This window comes from Phascolarctobacterium sp. Marseille-Q4147 (assembly GCF_017968825.1).
Classification (GTDB): domain Bacteria; phylum Bacillota; class Negativicutes; order Acidaminococcales; family Acidaminococcaceae; genus Phascolarctobacterium_A.
Genome location: NZ_CP072874.1, coordinates 1,207,062 through 1,224,344, shown reverse-complemented (window position 1 = coordinate 1,224,344; position 17,283 = coordinate 1,207,062). Strand labels below are relative to the sequence as shown.

15 protein-coding genes are annotated in these 17,283 nt (G+C 49.2%); 3 read left to right on the top strand and 12 right to left on the bottom strand.

Annotation, left to right across the window (positions count from 1 at the left end; translation table 11 throughout):
• Positions 1 to 22: 22 nt before the first annotated feature.
• From mfd to KAH19_RS05750, 12 genes are all read right to left on the bottom strand, one after another.
• A complete protein-coding gene (gene mfd, locus KAH19_RS05805) occupies positions 23 to 3,295 on the bottom strand; it encodes a transcription-repair coupling factor (RefSeq protein ID WP_210683780.1) in 3,273 nt (1,090 codons plus the stop codon).
• 63 nt (positions 3,296 to 3,358) lie between these two features.
• Positions 3,359 to 4,321, bottom strand: a complete 963-nt coding sequence (glpX, locus tag KAH19_RS05800) for a class II fructose-bisphosphatase (protein ID WP_210683779.1) — start codon at positions 4,319 to 4,321, stop codon at positions 3,359 to 3,361.
• Between the two features lie 126 nt (positions 4,322 to 4,447).
• Positions 4,448 to 4,999, bottom strand: coding sequence for a YIP1 family protein (locus KAH19_RS05795; RefSeq protein ID WP_210683777.1), 552 nt, complete (start codon positions 4,997 to 4,999; stop codon positions 4,448 to 4,450).
• 6 nt (positions 5,000 to 5,005) lie between these two features.
• On the bottom strand, positions 5,006 to 5,962 hold the full coding sequence (sppA, locus tag KAH19_RS05790) for a signal peptide peptidase SppA (protein ID WP_210683775.1): 957 nt from the start codon (positions 5,960 to 5,962) through the stop codon (positions 5,006 to 5,008).
• 152 nt (positions 5,963 to 6,114) lie between these two features.
• Positions 6,115 to 7,740, bottom strand: a complete 1,626-nt coding sequence (locus tag KAH19_RS05785) for a CTP synthase (protein ID WP_210683773.1) — start codon at positions 7,738 to 7,740, stop codon at positions 6,115 to 6,117.
• 122 nt (positions 7,741 to 7,862) lie between these two features.
• Positions 7,863 to 9,587: an arginine--tRNA ligase gene (gene argS, locus KAH19_RS05780; protein ID WP_210683772.1), complete on the bottom strand. Its 1,725-nt coding sequence runs from the start codon at positions 9,585 to 9,587 to the stop codon at positions 7,863 to 7,865.
• 31 nt (positions 9,588 to 9,618) lie between these two features.
• A complete protein-coding gene (locus KAH19_RS05775; RefSeq protein ID WP_210683771.1) occupies positions 9,619 to 11,085 on the bottom strand; it encodes a DUF1846 domain-containing protein in 1,467 nt (488 codons plus the stop codon).
• 1 nt (position 11,086) lies between these two features.
• A complete protein-coding gene (locus KAH19_RS05770) occupies positions 11,087 to 11,506 on the bottom strand; it encodes a DUF1934 domain-containing protein (RefSeq protein WP_210683769.1) in 420 nt (139 codons plus the stop codon).
• Between the two features lie 286 nt (positions 11,507 to 11,792).
• Positions 11,793 to 12,221: a hypothetical protein gene (locus KAH19_RS05765; protein ID WP_210683768.1), complete on the bottom strand. Its 429-nt coding sequence runs from the start codon at positions 12,219 to 12,221 to the stop codon at positions 11,793 to 11,795.
• A 131-nt stretch (positions 12,222 to 12,352) separates the two neighbouring features.
• Positions 12,353 to 13,633 carry a CHAD domain-containing protein gene (locus tag KAH19_RS05760; protein WP_210683766.1) on the bottom strand — a complete coding sequence of 427 codons (1,281 nt, stop codon included), beginning with the start codon at positions 13,631 to 13,633 and terminating at the stop codon, positions 12,353 to 12,355.
• Between the two features lie 38 nt (positions 13,634 to 13,671).
• Positions 13,672 to 14,043, bottom strand: a complete 372-nt coding sequence (locus KAH19_RS05755) for a VOC family protein (RefSeq protein WP_210683765.1) — start codon at positions 14,041 to 14,043, stop codon at positions 13,672 to 13,674.
• A gap of 33 nt (positions 14,044 to 14,076) precedes the next feature.
• Complete coding sequence (locus KAH19_RS05750) at positions 14,077 to 14,586, bottom strand: DUF456 family protein (protein WP_210683763.1); 510 nt, start codon at positions 14,584 to 14,586, stop codon at positions 14,077 to 14,079.
• A gap of 167 nt (positions 14,587 to 14,753) precedes the next feature.
• Here KAH19_RS05750 and KAH19_RS05745 point away from each other — a divergent pair, with 167 nt between their 5' ends.
• From KAH19_RS05745 to trxA, 3 genes are all read left to right on the top strand, one after another.
• Positions 14,754 to 15,884 carry a mechanosensitive ion channel family protein gene (locus KAH19_RS05745; protein WP_210683762.1) on the top strand — a complete coding sequence of 377 codons (1,131 nt, stop codon included), beginning with the start codon at positions 14,754 to 14,756 and terminating at the stop codon, positions 15,882 to 15,884.
• Positions 15,885 to 15,983: 99 nt separating this feature from the next.
• Positions 15,984 to 16,868 carry an NAD(P)/FAD-dependent oxidoreductase gene (locus KAH19_RS05740; RefSeq protein ID WP_210683761.1) on the top strand — a complete coding sequence of 295 codons (885 nt, stop codon included), beginning with the start codon at positions 15,984 to 15,986 and terminating at the stop codon, positions 16,866 to 16,868.
• Positions 16,869 to 16,905: 37 nt separating this feature from the next.
• A complete protein-coding gene (gene trxA / locus KAH19_RS05735) occupies positions 16,906 to 17,211 on the top strand; it encodes a thioredoxin (RefSeq protein WP_210683760.1) in 306 nt (101 codons plus the stop codon).
• Positions 17,212 to 17,283: the final 72 nt, after the last annotated feature.

Here is a 17,283-nt window from a genome sequence, read left to right as displayed (position 1 = left end):
CTCCTGCTTTCACCTCCTTTAATCAATCTTCCAATATCAGAGCAGGCAAGGTCTGCTCCAGCCACGCCAGGGGCTCCTGCTTTGACGTACCCATTCTGTACGTCAGCTGCTGCTCCTGACCGTTTTTCAATGTCATCGTCTTAGGATGCTGCATCAGCAGCTTCAGCACTGCCTCCGGGTTTACCTGTGCCTTCTCGCCGAAGGTCAGGCGGATAATACCCTGATGCACATTTACGCCACGGATTTTCAGCACTCGGCACAAGCCCTTAAGCGCTGCCAAACGCCAGAGCATTTCCACCTCCGGCGGCGGATTGCCGAAACGGTCGATAATTTCGTCCAGAAAATCCTCCCGCTGTGAATATTCCAGCTCGCTGAAGCGACGATACAGCTCCATTTTATAACGCGGATCCGGAATATAGCTGTCCGGAATATAGGCCTCTGCCTGAATTTCCAGAACCGGCTCCGGCTCCGGCTCGGCCTCCTTGCCGTTTTTCAGACGTTCAATGGTTTTTTCCAGCATCTCGCAATAAGCGGCAAAGCCTATGCCGGTAATATGTCCGTGCTGCTGCGGTCCCAGCAGATTACCGGCACCGCGGATTTCCAGATCGCGCATAGCAATCTTAAAGCCTGCGCCCAGCTCCGTAAAATCACCGATAGCCTGCAGACGCTTTTCAGCAATTTCGCTCAGCGCCTTATTAGGCTGATAAACAAAGTAAGCATAAGCAAGACGCGAGCTGCGTCCTACACGGCCACGCATCTGGTAGAGCTGCGAAAGGCCGAAGTTGTCGGCACCGTCGATAATAATCGTATTCGCCAACGGTACGTCCAGACCATTTTCCACAATCGTCGTACACAAAAGCACGTCACAGCCGCCTTCATAGAAGGTAATCATGGCATCCTCTAAAGCATCCTCATTCATCTGTCCGTGGGCAATTTTGATGCTGATGCCCGGCACCAGACGGCGCAGCTTGGCAGCCAACGGCTCCAAAGCGCTGACGCGGTTGCTGATATAGTAAATTCTGCCACCGCGGCGCAGCTCACGCTCCAGCGCCTCCTTAATCATGCCGTCATTATATTCGCTGACATAAGTTTCAACAGGCAAGCGGTCCTCCGGCGGCGATTCGATAACGCTCATATCACGGCCGTTGACCAGCGCCATATGCAGAGTACGCGGAATAGGTGTTGCCGAAAGCGACAAGACATCTATGCCGAGATGCCATTTCTTGATTTTTTCCTTTTGGGCAACGCCAAAGCGCTGCTCCTCATCGATAATCAGCAGGCCGAGGCTGGTAAAATTCACATCAGGCTGCAGCAGACGGTGCGTACCGATAAGAATATCAACCTTACCGTCGGCAACCTCCTGCAGAACAGTGCGCTGCTCCTTCGGTGTACAAAAACGGTTCAGCAGGCGAACCTCTACGCCGAAATTGCGCACGCGCTCCTTGAAGGTAATATAATGCTGCTGTGCCAGCACTGTTGTAGGTGCCAATACCGCCACCTGCTTACCGTCAAGCACAGCCTTAAAGGCAGCACGCAAGGCCACCTCTGTTTTGCCGTAGCCGACATCACCGCAGAGCAGACGTTCCATCGGCTGCGGCTTTTCCATATCAGCCTTGATTTCGGCAATCGCCTTCAGCTGATCCGGTGTTTCCTCGTAAGGAAAGGCTGCTTCAAAGTCCTTTTGCAGCTGACAGTCCGGTGAAAAGGCATGGCCCGGCATAATCTGCCGCTGTGCATATAAACGCAGCAACTCCTCCGCCAGCTCCGTAATCGCCTTAGCAGCCTTGGCCGTAGTGCGTTTCCAGTCATTGCCGCCCATTTTCGACAGACGCGGCACACTGCCCTCGCTGCCGACATATTTATGCAGCATACCGACCTGCTCTACCGGAACATACAGCTTATCATCTCCGGCATAGGCCAAAAGCAGATAATCACGGTGGATGCCGTCAACCTCGACGTTTTCTACGCCTATATAACGTCCGATACCATGAACCTTATGAACAACATAATCTCCGGCCTTGATATCCGAAAAATACTGCAGCTGCTGCCCCTGGTTTTTAGTATGCAAGCGTTTGCGCTTCTGCATGCCGAAAATATCATTTTCCGTCAGCAGCAGCCATTCTTCATCCCAGAAGCGGAAGCCGTGATCCAAATCGCCGTAGGTAACATTGACAACTCCTGGCTCAAAGCTCTTTTGGGCAAAATGTCCCTTTAGGCCGTAGTTGCGCAGATTATCCGCAAAGCCACGGGCCTTAATGCTGCCGGAAAGCATAATCAGCGGCGTAATTCCCTCCGCCAGCCAGTTCTGCAAATCATCCACCAGCAAATTAGTATTCTTATTATACGGCGCAACCGCGCGCACCGGTATATTCAGCGAAGGCAGCTGCTGCAGATAGCTGTGTCCCAACGCCGATACAAGCACAGCACCGTTGGCTGCAAGCTGCTCTATAAGCTCCTGCTTGCCGAAAAGCTCGGAGGCATGCTCCTTGTTTTCCTTGTCCAGCTTTTCCAGCATACTGAAAACATGCACCGGCTCATCAACAACTACCATAGTATCCGCAGCGCAATATTCAAAGATATCGGCATCATAGCTGAAGCTTTCATCTACCTTCAGCGGAGCGATTTTGATACTGGTGAGAGTCTGCAAACTGCGCTGGGTGTCAACATCAAAGCTACGCATAGCGTCAAGCTCGTTGTCGAACCATTCGATGCGCACCGCAGCACTGCTGTTAATAGGGTACACGTCCAGAATATCACCGCGCAGGCAGAACTGTCCCAAAGCATCAACCTGCTCCGTACGCTCATAGCCCAAATCAAGCAACGCGGCAGCTATATTACGCTGTTCGTGCTCCTCGCCCACAGCGAGCTGCAGCGCCTTGCCGGACATACCGCTCGGACGCAGCTGCTTTTGCTGCAGCGCCTCCGCCGTAATGAAAACAATGCCACGCTCCTCACCGCTCAGAAAGCGCAGTGCTGCCGCACGTCCGGCCTGCAGCTCCAAACTCTGCGTATCAGCCTGCACACGCGGCAGGCTTACAGGATAAAGCTCCTGCATCGGCAAATCGGGGTACAGATAGTTAAGCTCGCGGCGATAGGTACGGATTTCCTCACGCGAAGCAGTAATAAAGGCCATACTGCCCTTGCCGCCCAACAGCTTATCGGCGGCAGCAAAAAAGACCGGCTTGCTGCTTCCAGCCAACCCGGTTAAAATACAGGCCTGTTTTTTCTTTTGATATTCGGCCGCCTGCCGCACTTCCTTGACAGCGGCAACCTTATTGACTAATAAATTTTCCATAGGCTATACAAATTGATAAATAGGGCTGTTACAGACGTAACAGCCCTATAATCTGTTTTAAAATCAGAGCTTAACAGCAAGTACTTTGCGGTCCAGGCTGTGAATAGCATCAACAAAACGTACGGTGCCGGTTTTGTAACGGGCAGAAATAGTATGGGTACGTACGCCGTCGCCGAAGTAACGCAGGCCGTTCAGCATGTTGCAGTTGGTAATAGCGGTAGCAGTAAACATGCAGTCATCGCCTTTTACCAGATCATCCAGAGTCAGCACCTTGTTAACATCAGCAATGCCCATCTTCAGGCAACGTTGAACCTGAGCTTCGTCTTCGGGAACCAGACGAGCTTGCATATCGCCGCCCAGGCATTTAACAGCAGCAGCACCCAGAACACCTTCCGGAGCGCCACCCTTACCAACGTACATATGCACGCCGCTGCCTTCGATGCAGCATTCAACAATCGGGTTAACGTCGCCGTCGGTAATCAGGGAGATACGAGCGCCGGCTTTACGGATTTCGTCCATCAGGCCGTAATGACGTTCGCGGTCCAGCAGAACTACGTTCAGGTCGCTTACTTTACGGTCCATAGCTTTAGCAACACGTGCCAGGTTTTCGCTAATCGGAGCATTGATGTCGATGCAGCCTTTAGCACGGGGGCCGACAGCAATTTTATCCATGTACATATCAGGAGCATGCAGCAGGCAGCCACGCGGAGCGATAGCAATAACTGCGATAGCGCCGTTTTGTCCTTTAGCAACCAGGTTAGTACCTTCAATCGGGTCAACAGCGATATCAACCTCAGGGCCGCCGGCACCTACTTCTTCGCCGATATACAGCATCGGTGCTTCATCCATTTCGCCTTCGCCGATAACAACGGTACCTTTAATGTTTACGGTATCAAAAGCTGCGCGCATAGCGTCAACAGCCAGACCGTCAGCCCCGTTCTTGTCGCCTCTGCCTACAAGATGACCGCAGGCAATAGCTGCAGCCTCGGTTACACGTACAAATTCCAAAGAAAGCTCTCTGTTCATTCTTCACAACACTCCTTAATATAAATTCAATATAGTAATAGCACTGCTTGCACAGCACAAAGAATTAACTACATGTCCAATCTTTATTATGCCACGTTTATTCTGATTAATCAATCTAAATTTTATTTACAGCAACAGCATCAAGCAAACCTGCCACGGTAAAACAAAAACAATATACAGCAAAAACAGGCTGAACACCACGGTTACACCTGCACGGAAGGCATCTACAAGGTACACTGCCTCCAATGACCGCACCAGAAGATACAGCATCCACAGACAGCCTATAAGAAACAGCACACCTAAAAGTGGCAAGCCGTTAAGCCCCATCCTGCCCGCAAGCAAGGCCCCCGGTGTGAGCAGCAAAAACGGCAGCGTCGTATACCCCAAAAGGCAGATGAGCCCGACAGGGTCGCCTGCCAGCGCACCGAAGGTTTCCATAATGCCGTGCAGCAAAAAACCGTAAAGCGTTAAAGCTGTTCCCGCAATCAGCACCGTAGCAATAATAATGCCGAAGCGCACCTCCAACGGCGAATCCAGCAGCCAGCAATTTGTTGCTACGCCAAAAAAGCTGAAGCTGAGAGTGAAATAAAAAGCACTGCGCCAAAGAGAAGGCTGCTTGGCAATCGCAGCCATGCCTGCACCGGGCTCAAAAAGTACCTCAAAGGTTTTGCGCCTCATAGCTCATCACCTCGTCATACCGCCTGCCGGCGCCCCGCTCTGCTGCAGACTGCCTGTCAGCTGGTTTACAAGCTCTGTTTTAATCAGCTCCGCAATATGAGCGCTGAGCAGAAACTCCCACGGCTGCTGTTTTTCCTTAGCCTTCACCGGCGGCAAGCCGTCGGCACCAGGCTTAATTTTGCCTAATTCGCCTGCTGCGGCAAGCGCATCGTAATAATCACCAATTTCGTCTACCAGGCCCAGATTCTTAGCCTGCAGACCGGTATAAACGCGGCCGTCAGCCAAGGATTTTACCTTGCTTTCTTCCATCTTGCGTCCTACGGCAACAGTTGTCACGAACTGCTCGTAGATTTCGTTGACGATGTTCTGCAAAATAGCCTGCTCCTCCGGTGTCATCGGTCTGTCACTGCTCATAATATCCTTATAGGGCCCGCTTTTAATCTTATTGCTGGTGATGCCTATTTTCTTGAACAGCTCCTCCGTATTCATGTACGGCATATACACACCGATACTGCCGGTAAGCGTTGTAGCGTTGGCATAAACCTTGTCACTGGCGCAGGCTGCAATCCAATAGGCAGCGCTGGCACCGGTATTGCCCATAGTTGCAACTATCGGCTTTTTGGTTTTCTCCTTAAAGCGCTTCAGCTCACGTCCGACCTCCTCGGCAGCCGTAGCACTGCCGCCGCCGCTGTCGATACGCAGAACCAAGGCCTTGACACTGTCATCAGCCGCTGCCTCACGAATCTGCTTCATAATGCTGCCGCTTGTTACACCGCTGGTCTGGCTGAAAATATTGTCCTTGCTGTCCGCACCGCTGATAATTGTACCGGAAATATTGATTACGGCCACACGGTCAGGTACAGTAACAGTTTTCTCGGCATTGTTATTCCCCTTGAGCAACGAAACGACAAAGCTCAACACAGCCAGAATCAATACCGCACTGATAAAAATTTTCTTAAGCATTCAATCACTCTCCTCCCTAATTTTTAGTATAACATAAGCAAAAACTCCCCTCAGGCGTATGCCTTACGGCAATTGCGCCTAAGGTGCCTAAGAGGAGTATTCTTATTTTCCGAAAGCAGCGTTGGCTTAAGCTCAGCGCTTTCAAGATAACCTTATTTGTGATGTTTTACCGCCGCACCTACAAACTCTCTGAATAACGGATGCGGATTTGTCGGGCGGGATTTAAATTCCGGATGGAATTGCGCACCGAGGAACCACGGATGCTCGCTCTCAGGCAATTCAACAATCTCTACCAGGCGGCCATTAGGCAGTGTGCCGCCAAGAACCAATCCCTTGCCAACAATTTCTTCACGGAAAGCATTATTGAACTCATAACGATGACGATGACGTTCGTAAATCAGCTCTGCATTGTAAGCCTTGCTGGTCAGCGTATCGGGATAAACCTTACACGGATACAGTCCCAGACGCATCGTACCGCCCAAATCCTCAACATCAATCTGTTCCGGCATCAGGTCGATAACAGGATGTGTGCTGTTCGGATTGAACTCCGAGCTGTTGGCATCAGCCATACCGCAGACGTGACGGGCAAATTCAATTACTGCGCACTGCATGCCCAGGCAGATACCGAAGAACGGAATCTTGTGCTCACGTGCATATTGAATAGCCTTAATCTTGCCTTCAATACCACGGTTACCGAAACCGCCCGGAACCAGAATGCCGTCAACACCGGCCATAACCTTATCCATATCCGTATCATCTGCTTCGATTTCTTCAGCATTTACCCAATGGATATCAAGCTCGGCTTCATTGGCAACTGCGGCATGACGCAAGGATTCCGTAATAGAAATATAGGCATCCTGCAAAGCAACGTATTTGCCGACTACGGCGATAGTTACCTTCTTGTCATATTTTTTCAGGATGCGGGCCACCATATCATGCCAGCCCTGCATATCCTTCGGCTTGTCCTCCATTTCCAGCTTGCGCAAAACAATGGTATCAAGTCCCTGCTCCTCCATGAGCATCGGTACCTCGTAAATGCTTCTTGCGGTAAGGTTTTGGATAACTGCGTCCGGATCAACGTCGCAGAACATAGCCATTTTTTCGCGCATTTCCTTGGAAATAGGCTTTTCACTGCGGCAAACGATAATATCAGGAGAAATACCGATGCTGCGCAGCTCTTTGACGCTGTGCTGAGTCGGTTTGGTTTTCAGCTCACCGGCTGCGGAAATATACGGTACCAGTGTAACATGAATATAAAGCACATCGTTCTTGCCGACATCCTTTTTTACCTGACGGATGGCTTCCAAGAACGGCAGGCTTTCAATATCACCTACAGTACCACCGATTTCCGTAATAACGAAGTCGGCATTATCCTGTTGGCCTACGCGGAAAACACGCTCTTTGATTTCATTTGTGATATGCGGAATAACCTGTACGGTACCGCCAAGATAATCGCCACGGCGTTCTTTATTTATTACACTCTGGTAAATCTTGCCTGTAGTTGTATTGGAGTTTTTGGACAGGTTGATATCAATAAAGCGTTCGTAATGTCCCAAATCAAGGTCAGTTTCCGCACCATCGTCAGTTACAAAAACCTCGCCATGCTGATACGGGCTCATTGTGCCCGGGTCAATATTGATATACGGGTCGAACTTCTGGATAGTAACCCTATAGCCGCGGCTTTTCAGCAAACGGCCCAAAGACGCAGCAGTAATGCCCTTGCCCAAAGAAGAAACAACGCCGCCTGTCACAAAAATATACTTGGTATTAGTAGTCATGATTTTTAACCCCCTCAGATTTCATAAAATGCTACAGCACAATAAAAATATTAAATTGTATCTAAACTCACTGCAGGCGGCAAAGCCCAAGGACTCTGCCACCTGCAAAAGAATTTCTTAAATTACATTCTTTCCGGAGCAGAAACGCCCAGAATACCCAAAGCATGACGGATGGTGTGACCAACTGCCTTCACCAAAGCAATGCGGGCTTGTTGTAAGTCTGTATCTACGCCCAAAATACGGCATTGGTTATAGAAGGAGTGGAACAAAGTTGCCAGCTCGTAGGTATAGGTTGCCACATGATGTACAGCGCGTTCGCGAGCTGCACGGGCAAGCAGTTCCGGATATTCGCCCAGCTTTTTAACCAGCGCCAGCTCTTCGGGAGCCTGCAGAGTATCCAGCTTCAGCTCGTCTAAAGCTACAGCCTCAATGCCTGCTTCTGCAAGCTGACGGGCAATGCTGCAGATACGCGCATGCGCATATTGGATATAATAAACCGGGTTCTCATTGGATTTTTCGGTAGCCAGAGTCATATCAAAATCAAGCTGGCTGTCTAAGGAGCGCATGCAGAAGAAGTAACGTGCCGCATCAACGCCAACCTCATCCATCAGCTCGCGCAGAGTGATGGTTTCGCCGGTACGCTTGGACAGCTTAACGATGTCGCCGTTGCGATACAGACGTACCATTTGCAGCAGCAGCACCTCCAGCTTATCAGCATCAAAGCCTAAAGCACTTACAGCAGCCTTCACGCGGGCAATATAACCGTGGTGGTCAGCGCCCCACAGGTTGATGATGCGGTCGAAGCCACGCTCGAATTTGTTGCGATGATATGCAATATCGGCAGCAAAGTAGGTGGACACGCCGTTGTCACGGATAACAACGCGGTCCTTGTCATCGCCGTAAGCGGTGGAATTAAACCATTTTGCGCCGTCCTTTTCATAAACGCAGCCTTTTTCCTCAAGGAATTTGCAAGCCTCACGGATTTTATTGGCATCATGCAGGGATTGCTCGCTGAACCATACATCGAAGGTTACGCCAAAAGCTTCCAGATCTTCTTTCAGGCCTGCCAGCTTTTCTTTATAAGCAATTTCCAGGAATTTTGCCAGACGCTCTTTTTCCTCTAAAGCAACGAATTCCTTACCGTAGATACGGATAATGCGCTGAGCGGTTTCAATGATATCATAGCCATGATAACCGTTTTCCGGGAAAGGAATACCGGTCGGCATTTCGTCCAGCTGCTTAACGGTCAGGTCGGCAGGAACGCCGCCCATTTCCTCCAGCTTCAGCAGCTGCAGGTAACGTGCATTAACGGAGTTTGCCAGATTGTTCATCTGGTTGCCGGCGTCATTGATATAATATTCGCTTTCAACATCGTAGCCTGCAGCACGCAGCAGGTTAACCATAGCACTGCCAACTGCAGCACCGCGGGCATGACCTACATGCAGCGGGCCGGTGGGATTTGCGCTTACATATTCAACCTGAACGCGGCCCAAGCCGTTAGCAGGCAGATTGCCGTAGTTTTCACCGGCAGCCAGAATGCCTGCCAGCAAATCAGCGGTCCAGTTTTGTTTCAGATAGAAATTGATGAAGCCAGGGCCGGCAATTTCCATTTTATCTACAGAAGCACAGTCCAGATTATCAACAACAGCCTGTGCAATCTGACGTGGTGCACAATGCAGGCTACGGGCAGACTGCATTGCAAAGTTTGTTGCAAAATCGCCGAATTCCTTTTGCGGCGGAACCTCCAGCATAACCTCGGGCAAAGTACCCGGTTTCAAAGTGCCATTATCGATAGCTTTTTGCGCTGCATCTTTAATGGCAGCGGCTAATAAATCCTTTATATCCAAAGCAAAATCTCTCCTTCTCTTTATTTATTGCTTATTTTGTTTCGTAAATAGGGTCATTAGTCAGTTCAACGCCCAGCTTTTTGAATACCTTGAAATCGCCCTCTGTCAGCATAACGGTAGAGTGAGCCTGACAGCCCTTCAGCTCCGGCAGCTTTTCCAGCGCCAGCTTAGCCAGACTGTCCGTTGCGGCACACATGGAAAGCGCTATCAGCACCTCATCCATATGCAGACGCGGATTGCTGCTGCCAAGGTAGCGTGTTTTCAGATTCTGAATCGGGTTGATGTAGGTCGGCGAAATCAGGTGCATTTCATCCGCAATACCGCCCAGTTCCTTAATAGCGTTCAGCAACACGGCACTGGCAGGTCCCAGCAAATCCGTAGTTTTGCCTGTTACGATTCTGCCATCGGCAAGTTCCAGCGCAATAACAGCGCACTTGCGTTCTTCCGCAACCTCCTTGGCTACGGTAACAACGCGGCGGTCATTTACGCTGACCTTAGCCTGTTTCATCAGCAGCTCCAGCGTATAAACCTCCTGCTTGGTAGCCTCATCCAGAGCCAGACGGTTCAGGGACTGATAATAGCGGCGAATAATTTCCTGACGCGATGCCTCGCAGCAGACCTCATCATCACAGATGCAGTTGCCTGCCATATTAACACCCATATCCGTAGGCGATTTATACGGGCAATAGCCGTAAATGCCTTCAAAAATTGCTGCCAGTACAGGATAAATTTCAACGTCACGGTTATAATTTACCGTGGTTACGCCATAAGCCTCCAAATGGAAGGGGTCAATCATATTAACATCCTGCAGATCTGCCGTAGCAGCCTCGTAAGCCATGTTTACAGGATGCTTCAGCGGCAGATTCCAGATAGGGAAGGTTTCGAATTTGGCATAACCGGCCTTAATGCCGCGCTTATTTTCATGATACAGCTGCGACAGGCAGGTAGCCATTTTGCCGCTGCCGGGACCGGGAGCAGTAACAACTACCAACGGACGTGTAGTTTCTACATAGTCGTTCTGGCCATAGCCAGCATCGCTGACGATATGCTCCACATTATGCGGATAGCCTTCAATCGGATAATGGTAATAAACCTTGATATCCAAAGCCTCCAGCTTATTCTTGAAGCTTTCGATAGATTTCTGGCCCTTATATTGCGTAATAACAACGCTGCTGACATAAAGTCCCTTAGAACGGTAAACCTTTACCAGACGCAGTACGTCCAAATCGTAGGTCAGGCCTAAATCGTGACGCACCTTGTTATTTTCAATATCATCGGCATTGATGGAAATAATCATCTCTGCCTGATCCGCCAGCTGCAGAAGCATCTGCAGCTTACTGTCCGGAGCAAAGCCCGGCAGTACGCGGGAAGCATGGTAATCATCGAACAGCTTGCCGCCGAATTCCAGATAAAGCTTATCGCCGAATTTACTGATGCGCTCTCTGATATGCTCAGATTGCATGGTCAAATATTTTTGATTATCAAAGCCTATTTTCATATTAAATTTCCTCAACCTCAATTAAAATCTTCATCTCGCCATAAGGCTTCTCATCATGATACAAGGTATATTCCATTTCCAGCTGCCACATGCCGTTGCGGAAATGGGTATATACATAACTGGTTTCCGTCGTCAGAGGAATTTTCATATACGGTGTCTGATAAAGGCTTTTATCTACATATCCACGGCGGAATTCCTGTCTGTGATCTACGCTGCCGCTACGCATGACAATAACGTGCTCATCGTCCCATTTCAGCGTTGTCTTGGTGTTATCCAGACCGGACTGTTCATCCTCCTTATAGATTACGTAGTATTTGCCGCCTTTTTCCGTCATCATACCCTTATACTTTTGTTCAGAAGCCTGAGCCTCACTACCCTCATCCTTCGTTGTACTCAAAATACGAATTTTTACCGGCTGCATAGTACGTGCCTCCATAAACAAGATAGAGCCTGCACCGTTTCGCCACACCATTATGATCGAAAGGTCGCAAGCCCTACAAGATTTTTGTCAATCTAATGCCATTAAACTTTTCTGCACTAAAAGACCTCTTATATTCTTCAATATTATATAACAGCTATAAAGTACAGTCAAGAAATTGCATAAGGAAGTGCAGGATTTACTATAACAGCAAGCTAAAAAAATCAACCAAAAACGACAGAGTATACTGCCATAGTATAGCTCTGTCGTCAGCTTTTTAATGTAAAATTTATTTTTTAGCTTCTTCTTTGACTGCTTCTTTCTGCTGCGGCAGCATTACACTGAAATCATTCAGCATAGGCTTCTCGCCGTTCAGCTTGAAAAGGTATATGAAGCGGGCAGCCGGTTTTTTCTCTGCGACAACATGATACAGCAGTACGTCTGCGCCATTGTGCTTTTCCACAACCATCAGTTGGTTGGTGGTCAGCTTACCGAAATCCTTAGCAAGCTGTGCATGCAGATTATTGTATGCTTTTTCATCCCAGTTCTTTTGCATATCCTCGGTCATCATGGAGGTAACTGCCTTATAGTTGCCGCCGTTGATAAATTTGTCAACAATAACTTCCTCGGCGTCCAGAACCTTGCCGTTGGATGCGCTGCAAACTGCGCTGACAGCCAACATCATAATCATTGTAACCAGCATTAATATTTTTTTCATGGAAAATCTCTCCTCCCATATGCTTAATATGTGTTTAATTATAGTCTTTCGTACCAACAAGTGCAAGCACTACCATAAAAACTTTACAAATCTTTTCTACTGATAAGTTTAATCATAGCTTAAGCACAGCACTAAAGATTTTTGTTTTTCCATTCCGTCAGCTGGCTGCTGAAGGCTTCCCACTGCTGCGGCAATGCTTCCAGCGCCGCATCAGCCTTGGCCTGCTCCCAACCGCTGAACAAGGCTACCTCATAGCGCAGTTCCTTGGTTTTCGGATGTGCCGCCACCAGCTTCTCCACCATCAGGGTGTTGATATAATCATCGTGCAGCAGGCCCAGCATATCCTGCAGATACTTCAGACTGCGCAAAAGGCGTGCTTCCGGAGCCAGCTCCGGCACGCTCTGCAGCGCATAACGGAAGCGCTTGAGCTTGATGCGGATGCGGTGCAGCTGCTCCATATTATGCAGGTCAGGATATTTTTCCGGCAGCTCCATCAGCTTGTCATACCAGTTACCGAAACGACGCGACAAAAACTCTGACAATGTCAGCTCCTTTTCAGGCGCAGGCACACTGTACAGCCACAAAAGCAAACGGGCCAGCTCCAACGTCAAGCGGTTCAGCCTCAGCCCGCGCAGCGCCTTAGTTGCCGCCGTACTGCGCAGCTGCGTCAGTAGAGCCGTAAGCTGCGGCAGCACTGCTTCTGCCTGCTCCCGGCTGCGCTGCAGGCGTGAGCAGATCTGCAGCGCCACATCGTACTCCCGCACATCACCCAAAAGATTAGTGCGTGCCTTCAGCACTCCCTGCCAATGCACCGCCTCCTGCTCAGGCAACAGCGGCTTGCACAGCGTCAGCAGCGAGCGCAGACGTCTGAGCTTTACCCGCAGCTGACGCAGCAGGCTGCGTTCCGGGCCACGGCTCAAAACCTCCTGCCACAGCTTGCTTACATAATAAACTTGCCAGGGAAGATGACAATACAGCAGGCTCATAGCGCTGTCTGCATCGTAGGCCGCCAGCTGCTTTTGATCAAAGCAGCCGCGCAGCTGGTCCAGTCGCTGCGAAAAATCCGGCTCCTCCAGCACAAATTTTGTTTTGGAGGCCAGCAGCTTCTGCAGCAGACTGTCAACAGCCTCTACCGCTTCCGTATTCTGATATTCAAATTCAATGATGATATCCGCTATCGCCAGCAGCTTATCGCTCACAAGCAGAGTGCCCCAGGCACAATACAAGCGCACACCGTCAATATTTTCCGGCGTAAAACGTGTCAGGCGATATTTGTACATATCATTATCGTTAAAATATTTTTCTTTGATTTTTACCTTAACGGTACTGCCAGGCAGCAGCCTTTTCACAAGATTAAGCAGCTGCGCCTGGTTTTTTACTTCCAGTCCATGCAGACACAGCTTGTGTTTCATGTCATCTACCTCCCGGACCTTGACGCTTATTTATGCGCTTATTTGTTCTTCGGTACAATTTCCAGCCAATAATTATCAGGGTCGGTAATAAAGTAAATTCCCATAGCAGGATTTTCGTAGCAAATGCAGCCCATTTCCTTATGCTTAGCATGCGCTGCTTCGTAATCATCTACCAAAAATGCCAGATGGAATTCATTTTCGCCCAGATTATAAGCCTCCTTGCGGTCGCGCAGCCAGGTAAGCTCCAACAGATGCGGAGTTTTGCCGTCAGTCAGATACACCAGAATAAAGCTTCCGTCCGCAGCCTCTTTGCGATGATCCTCCTTCAGGCCCAGAGCCTCCTCGTAAAACTTCAGGCTTTTTTCTAAATCCAATACGTTAAAGTTGTTATGTGCGAAAGTAAATCCCATATTGTACACCTCTCATTAAATTATATTATATATTTAAAAAAATACTACCTGCTTCAAGAGCAGAGCAGCTAAAGCAATACCTGCTGCCAGCTTGCCGACCATTGCAAAAAAGCGCATCTTCGCTGCCGTCCACGCCAACTGCATAGCAGCCGCCGAAACACCCGTATGCGCCAGCTCATAGGCAAACGCAGCCGCAAAGGCACCGGCCATGCCGCCAAGCAACGAGCCTAATATCGGAAAAATCAATGTACCGAGCAGAGTGCCGGCAAAGCTTCCCAAAGCAATGAAAATAACCGCGAACCAGGATACCTTACTGCGCTTGATGCCGAAAAGGCCGACGCAGAACTCCCAAAACTCGCCCAAAGCATAAATGAGCACCATAGCAGACAGCAGTCTGCCGTTAAAATAAAGTACCTCATCAAAAAAAGCAAACATCAAAGATGTCAGTAAAAGCAAAGTATTCCCCGGAAGGTCGAATATTGTCAGTATCGGTCCCGATATAGCTATGAAGATTGCAAATGTACGTTCAACCAGCAGTTCCATAACATGCCTCCGTCTATTTATATTGTATTAATTATACCACAATCATAAACATACAAGTTTACTAAAGTGTCACGAGAATTAGAAATAAATGTAAAATCGTTGTGCAGCAACACAGAAAATGCTAAAATTAGTTAAGCTGAAAAATTCTTAACCAAGGAGGTTCCCTCGTGAACGATATATTGCTTACTCTTAAACCCTGGTACCCTTCCATAAGTGCCTTTCTTTTCTTTACCGTTGTCCGCTACATTTATAAAAACTTTTTCATCCGCCTTTTACGCCGTCTGAATAACAAGGTTTCCTTCAGCTACGGCGAGGATTTTCTTAACGCCTTCGAAACACCTATCAACATTGCGCTCTTTATTATTGCGTTCTATGCGGCAATCAACCTGTCGCCGTTGGCATCAATACATGATGTAAGCTTTACCGACCGCATCCTGCGCACAATCATTGTCACCAACTTTTTCTGGGGCCTTTATAACCTGATTGATACAACGCACGGCGTTTTCTTCGATTTGCTGGAAAGATTCGGCATCCAGACCGATGAAGCTATCGCCAACATTCTCGCGACTGTTTTCCGCATGATTATCATCATGCTGGGCTTTGTAACCGTAGCCCGCGAATGGAATTATGACATCAGCGCCTTCATCGCTTCCCTCAGTATCGGCTCTTTGGCTGTTGCATTTGCAGCCAAGGATGCATTGGCCAACGTTTTCGGCAGTATGATAATCCTGCTCGATAAGCCCTTTAAAATCGGCGACTGGATTAAAGCCAACGGCATTGAAGGCATCGTAGAAAGCGTTTCCTTCCGCAGCACCTGTATCCGCACCTTTCCGCAGGAGCTTGTTTATATTCCGAACTCCCTCCTCAGCAACACGCCGATTACCAACTATACGCTGCGCGAACGCCGCCGCATCGACTTTACGCTTGGCCTGACCTACGGTACAACGGCTGCCCAAATCGAGGAATTTATCTTCAAGCTGAAAAATTATCTGGAGGATCTCACGCTTATTGACGAAAATGATGTACGCGTTCATTTCCTCACCTACAACAGCAGCAGCCTTGATATACGTGTTGTCTGCTACGCCAAAACAGGCAAGCACCTCGAATACCTCAACATTATGCAGGAAATCAACCTGCATACCTTGGAACTTTTGGAAGAAGTCGGCGTAAGCTGCGCCTTCCCCAGCACCAGTCTTTATTTTGAAACTCCGCTGCAGGAAAATGTTACCGAGCAGCCTGTCAACGCACACGCCGAAGCTGATAAGCCAAAAGATAACAGCACCTCTGCCAACTGCTAATTCACTATTATTTTGCAGAAAAATTTTGCAAACTGAGTTATAATAAAATAAAGAATAATTTTCCATTTTATCTCAGTTTATATTTACAGGAGGCTGCCTATGACTAACAACATTAAGCAAGCGATTATTATCGGCGGCGGTCCCGCCGGAGTAAGTGCTGCTCTTTATCTGGCGCGCGCCGGTCAAAAGGTATGCATCATTGAAAACGGCCCCGGCGCACTGGCCAAGGCACATAAAATCGATAACTATTACGGCATTGCCGCTTCCGGCGCCAAGCTTTATGCGGCAGGACTGGAGCAGGCACGCTCTCTGGGCGTAGAAATTTTGCAGGATGAAGTTCTCGGCGTTGAATACACCGACTGCTTCACGCTCAGTTTAAAAAACACAGCCGAGCCGCTGCAGACGGAAGCTCTTGTTCTGGCTACCGGCAGCAAGAATATTACGCTCAACCTTCCCGGTCTTATCGAGCTGGAGGGCAAGGGCATAAGCTATTGCGCCGTCTGCGACGGCTTCTTCTTCCGCAAAAAGCGGGTGGCGGTTTTAGGCAACGGCGCCTATGCTCTGCACGAGGCGGCTTATCTTAAGCAGCTGGCAGGCAGCGTCACTATCCTGACCAATGGTCAAAGCGGCGACGCAGCCAAGGCTGCAGGCTTTGAGGTAAACACCTCCGTGCTGCAGGCAGTAGAAGGCAACGGCAGGCTCAGCAGCATCCGCTTTACCGACGGCAGCACGCTGGCCGTCGACGGCTTGTTCATCGCTCTGGGCACGGCAGACAGCACCGATATGGCGCACAAGCTTGGCGCAGAGCTGAACGGACGCTTCATCCGTATCGACGGCGACGGAGCGACTAACATCCCCGGACTTTTCGCTGCCGGCGACTGCACAGGCGGACTGATGCAGGTAGCTAAGGCAGTACACGAAGGCGCACGCGCCGGCTTGGCAGCGTTAAAGTTTTTACGTCATCATAAGACAGACGAAAAATAACTAAAAGTTTTACAAAAACACCTAAGGAGTGATAATTATGGCATTAGAAATTACTACAGCAAACTTTGAGCAGGAGGTTACCAATTCTACCCAACCAGTTCTCGTTGATTTTTGGGCATCTTGGTGCGGCCCCTGCCGTATGCAAGCTCCGATTCTGGAAGCCTTTGCTCAGGAGCACAGCGATATCAAGATTACCAAATGCAACGTTGATGATAATCCGGAGCTGGCAGAAAAATTTGCTATCATGAGCATCCCCAGCCTGCTGGTTTTCAAAAGCGGCAAGCTGGTGAAATCCGCAGTCGGCCTGCACGATAAGGAAGCTTTGGCAGCACTGGTAAAATAGCAGCGCTTTGATTACTTAATGAAAAGAATCCCGGTTATGGTTTTTGAAGAAGCCATGCCGGGATTTTCTTTG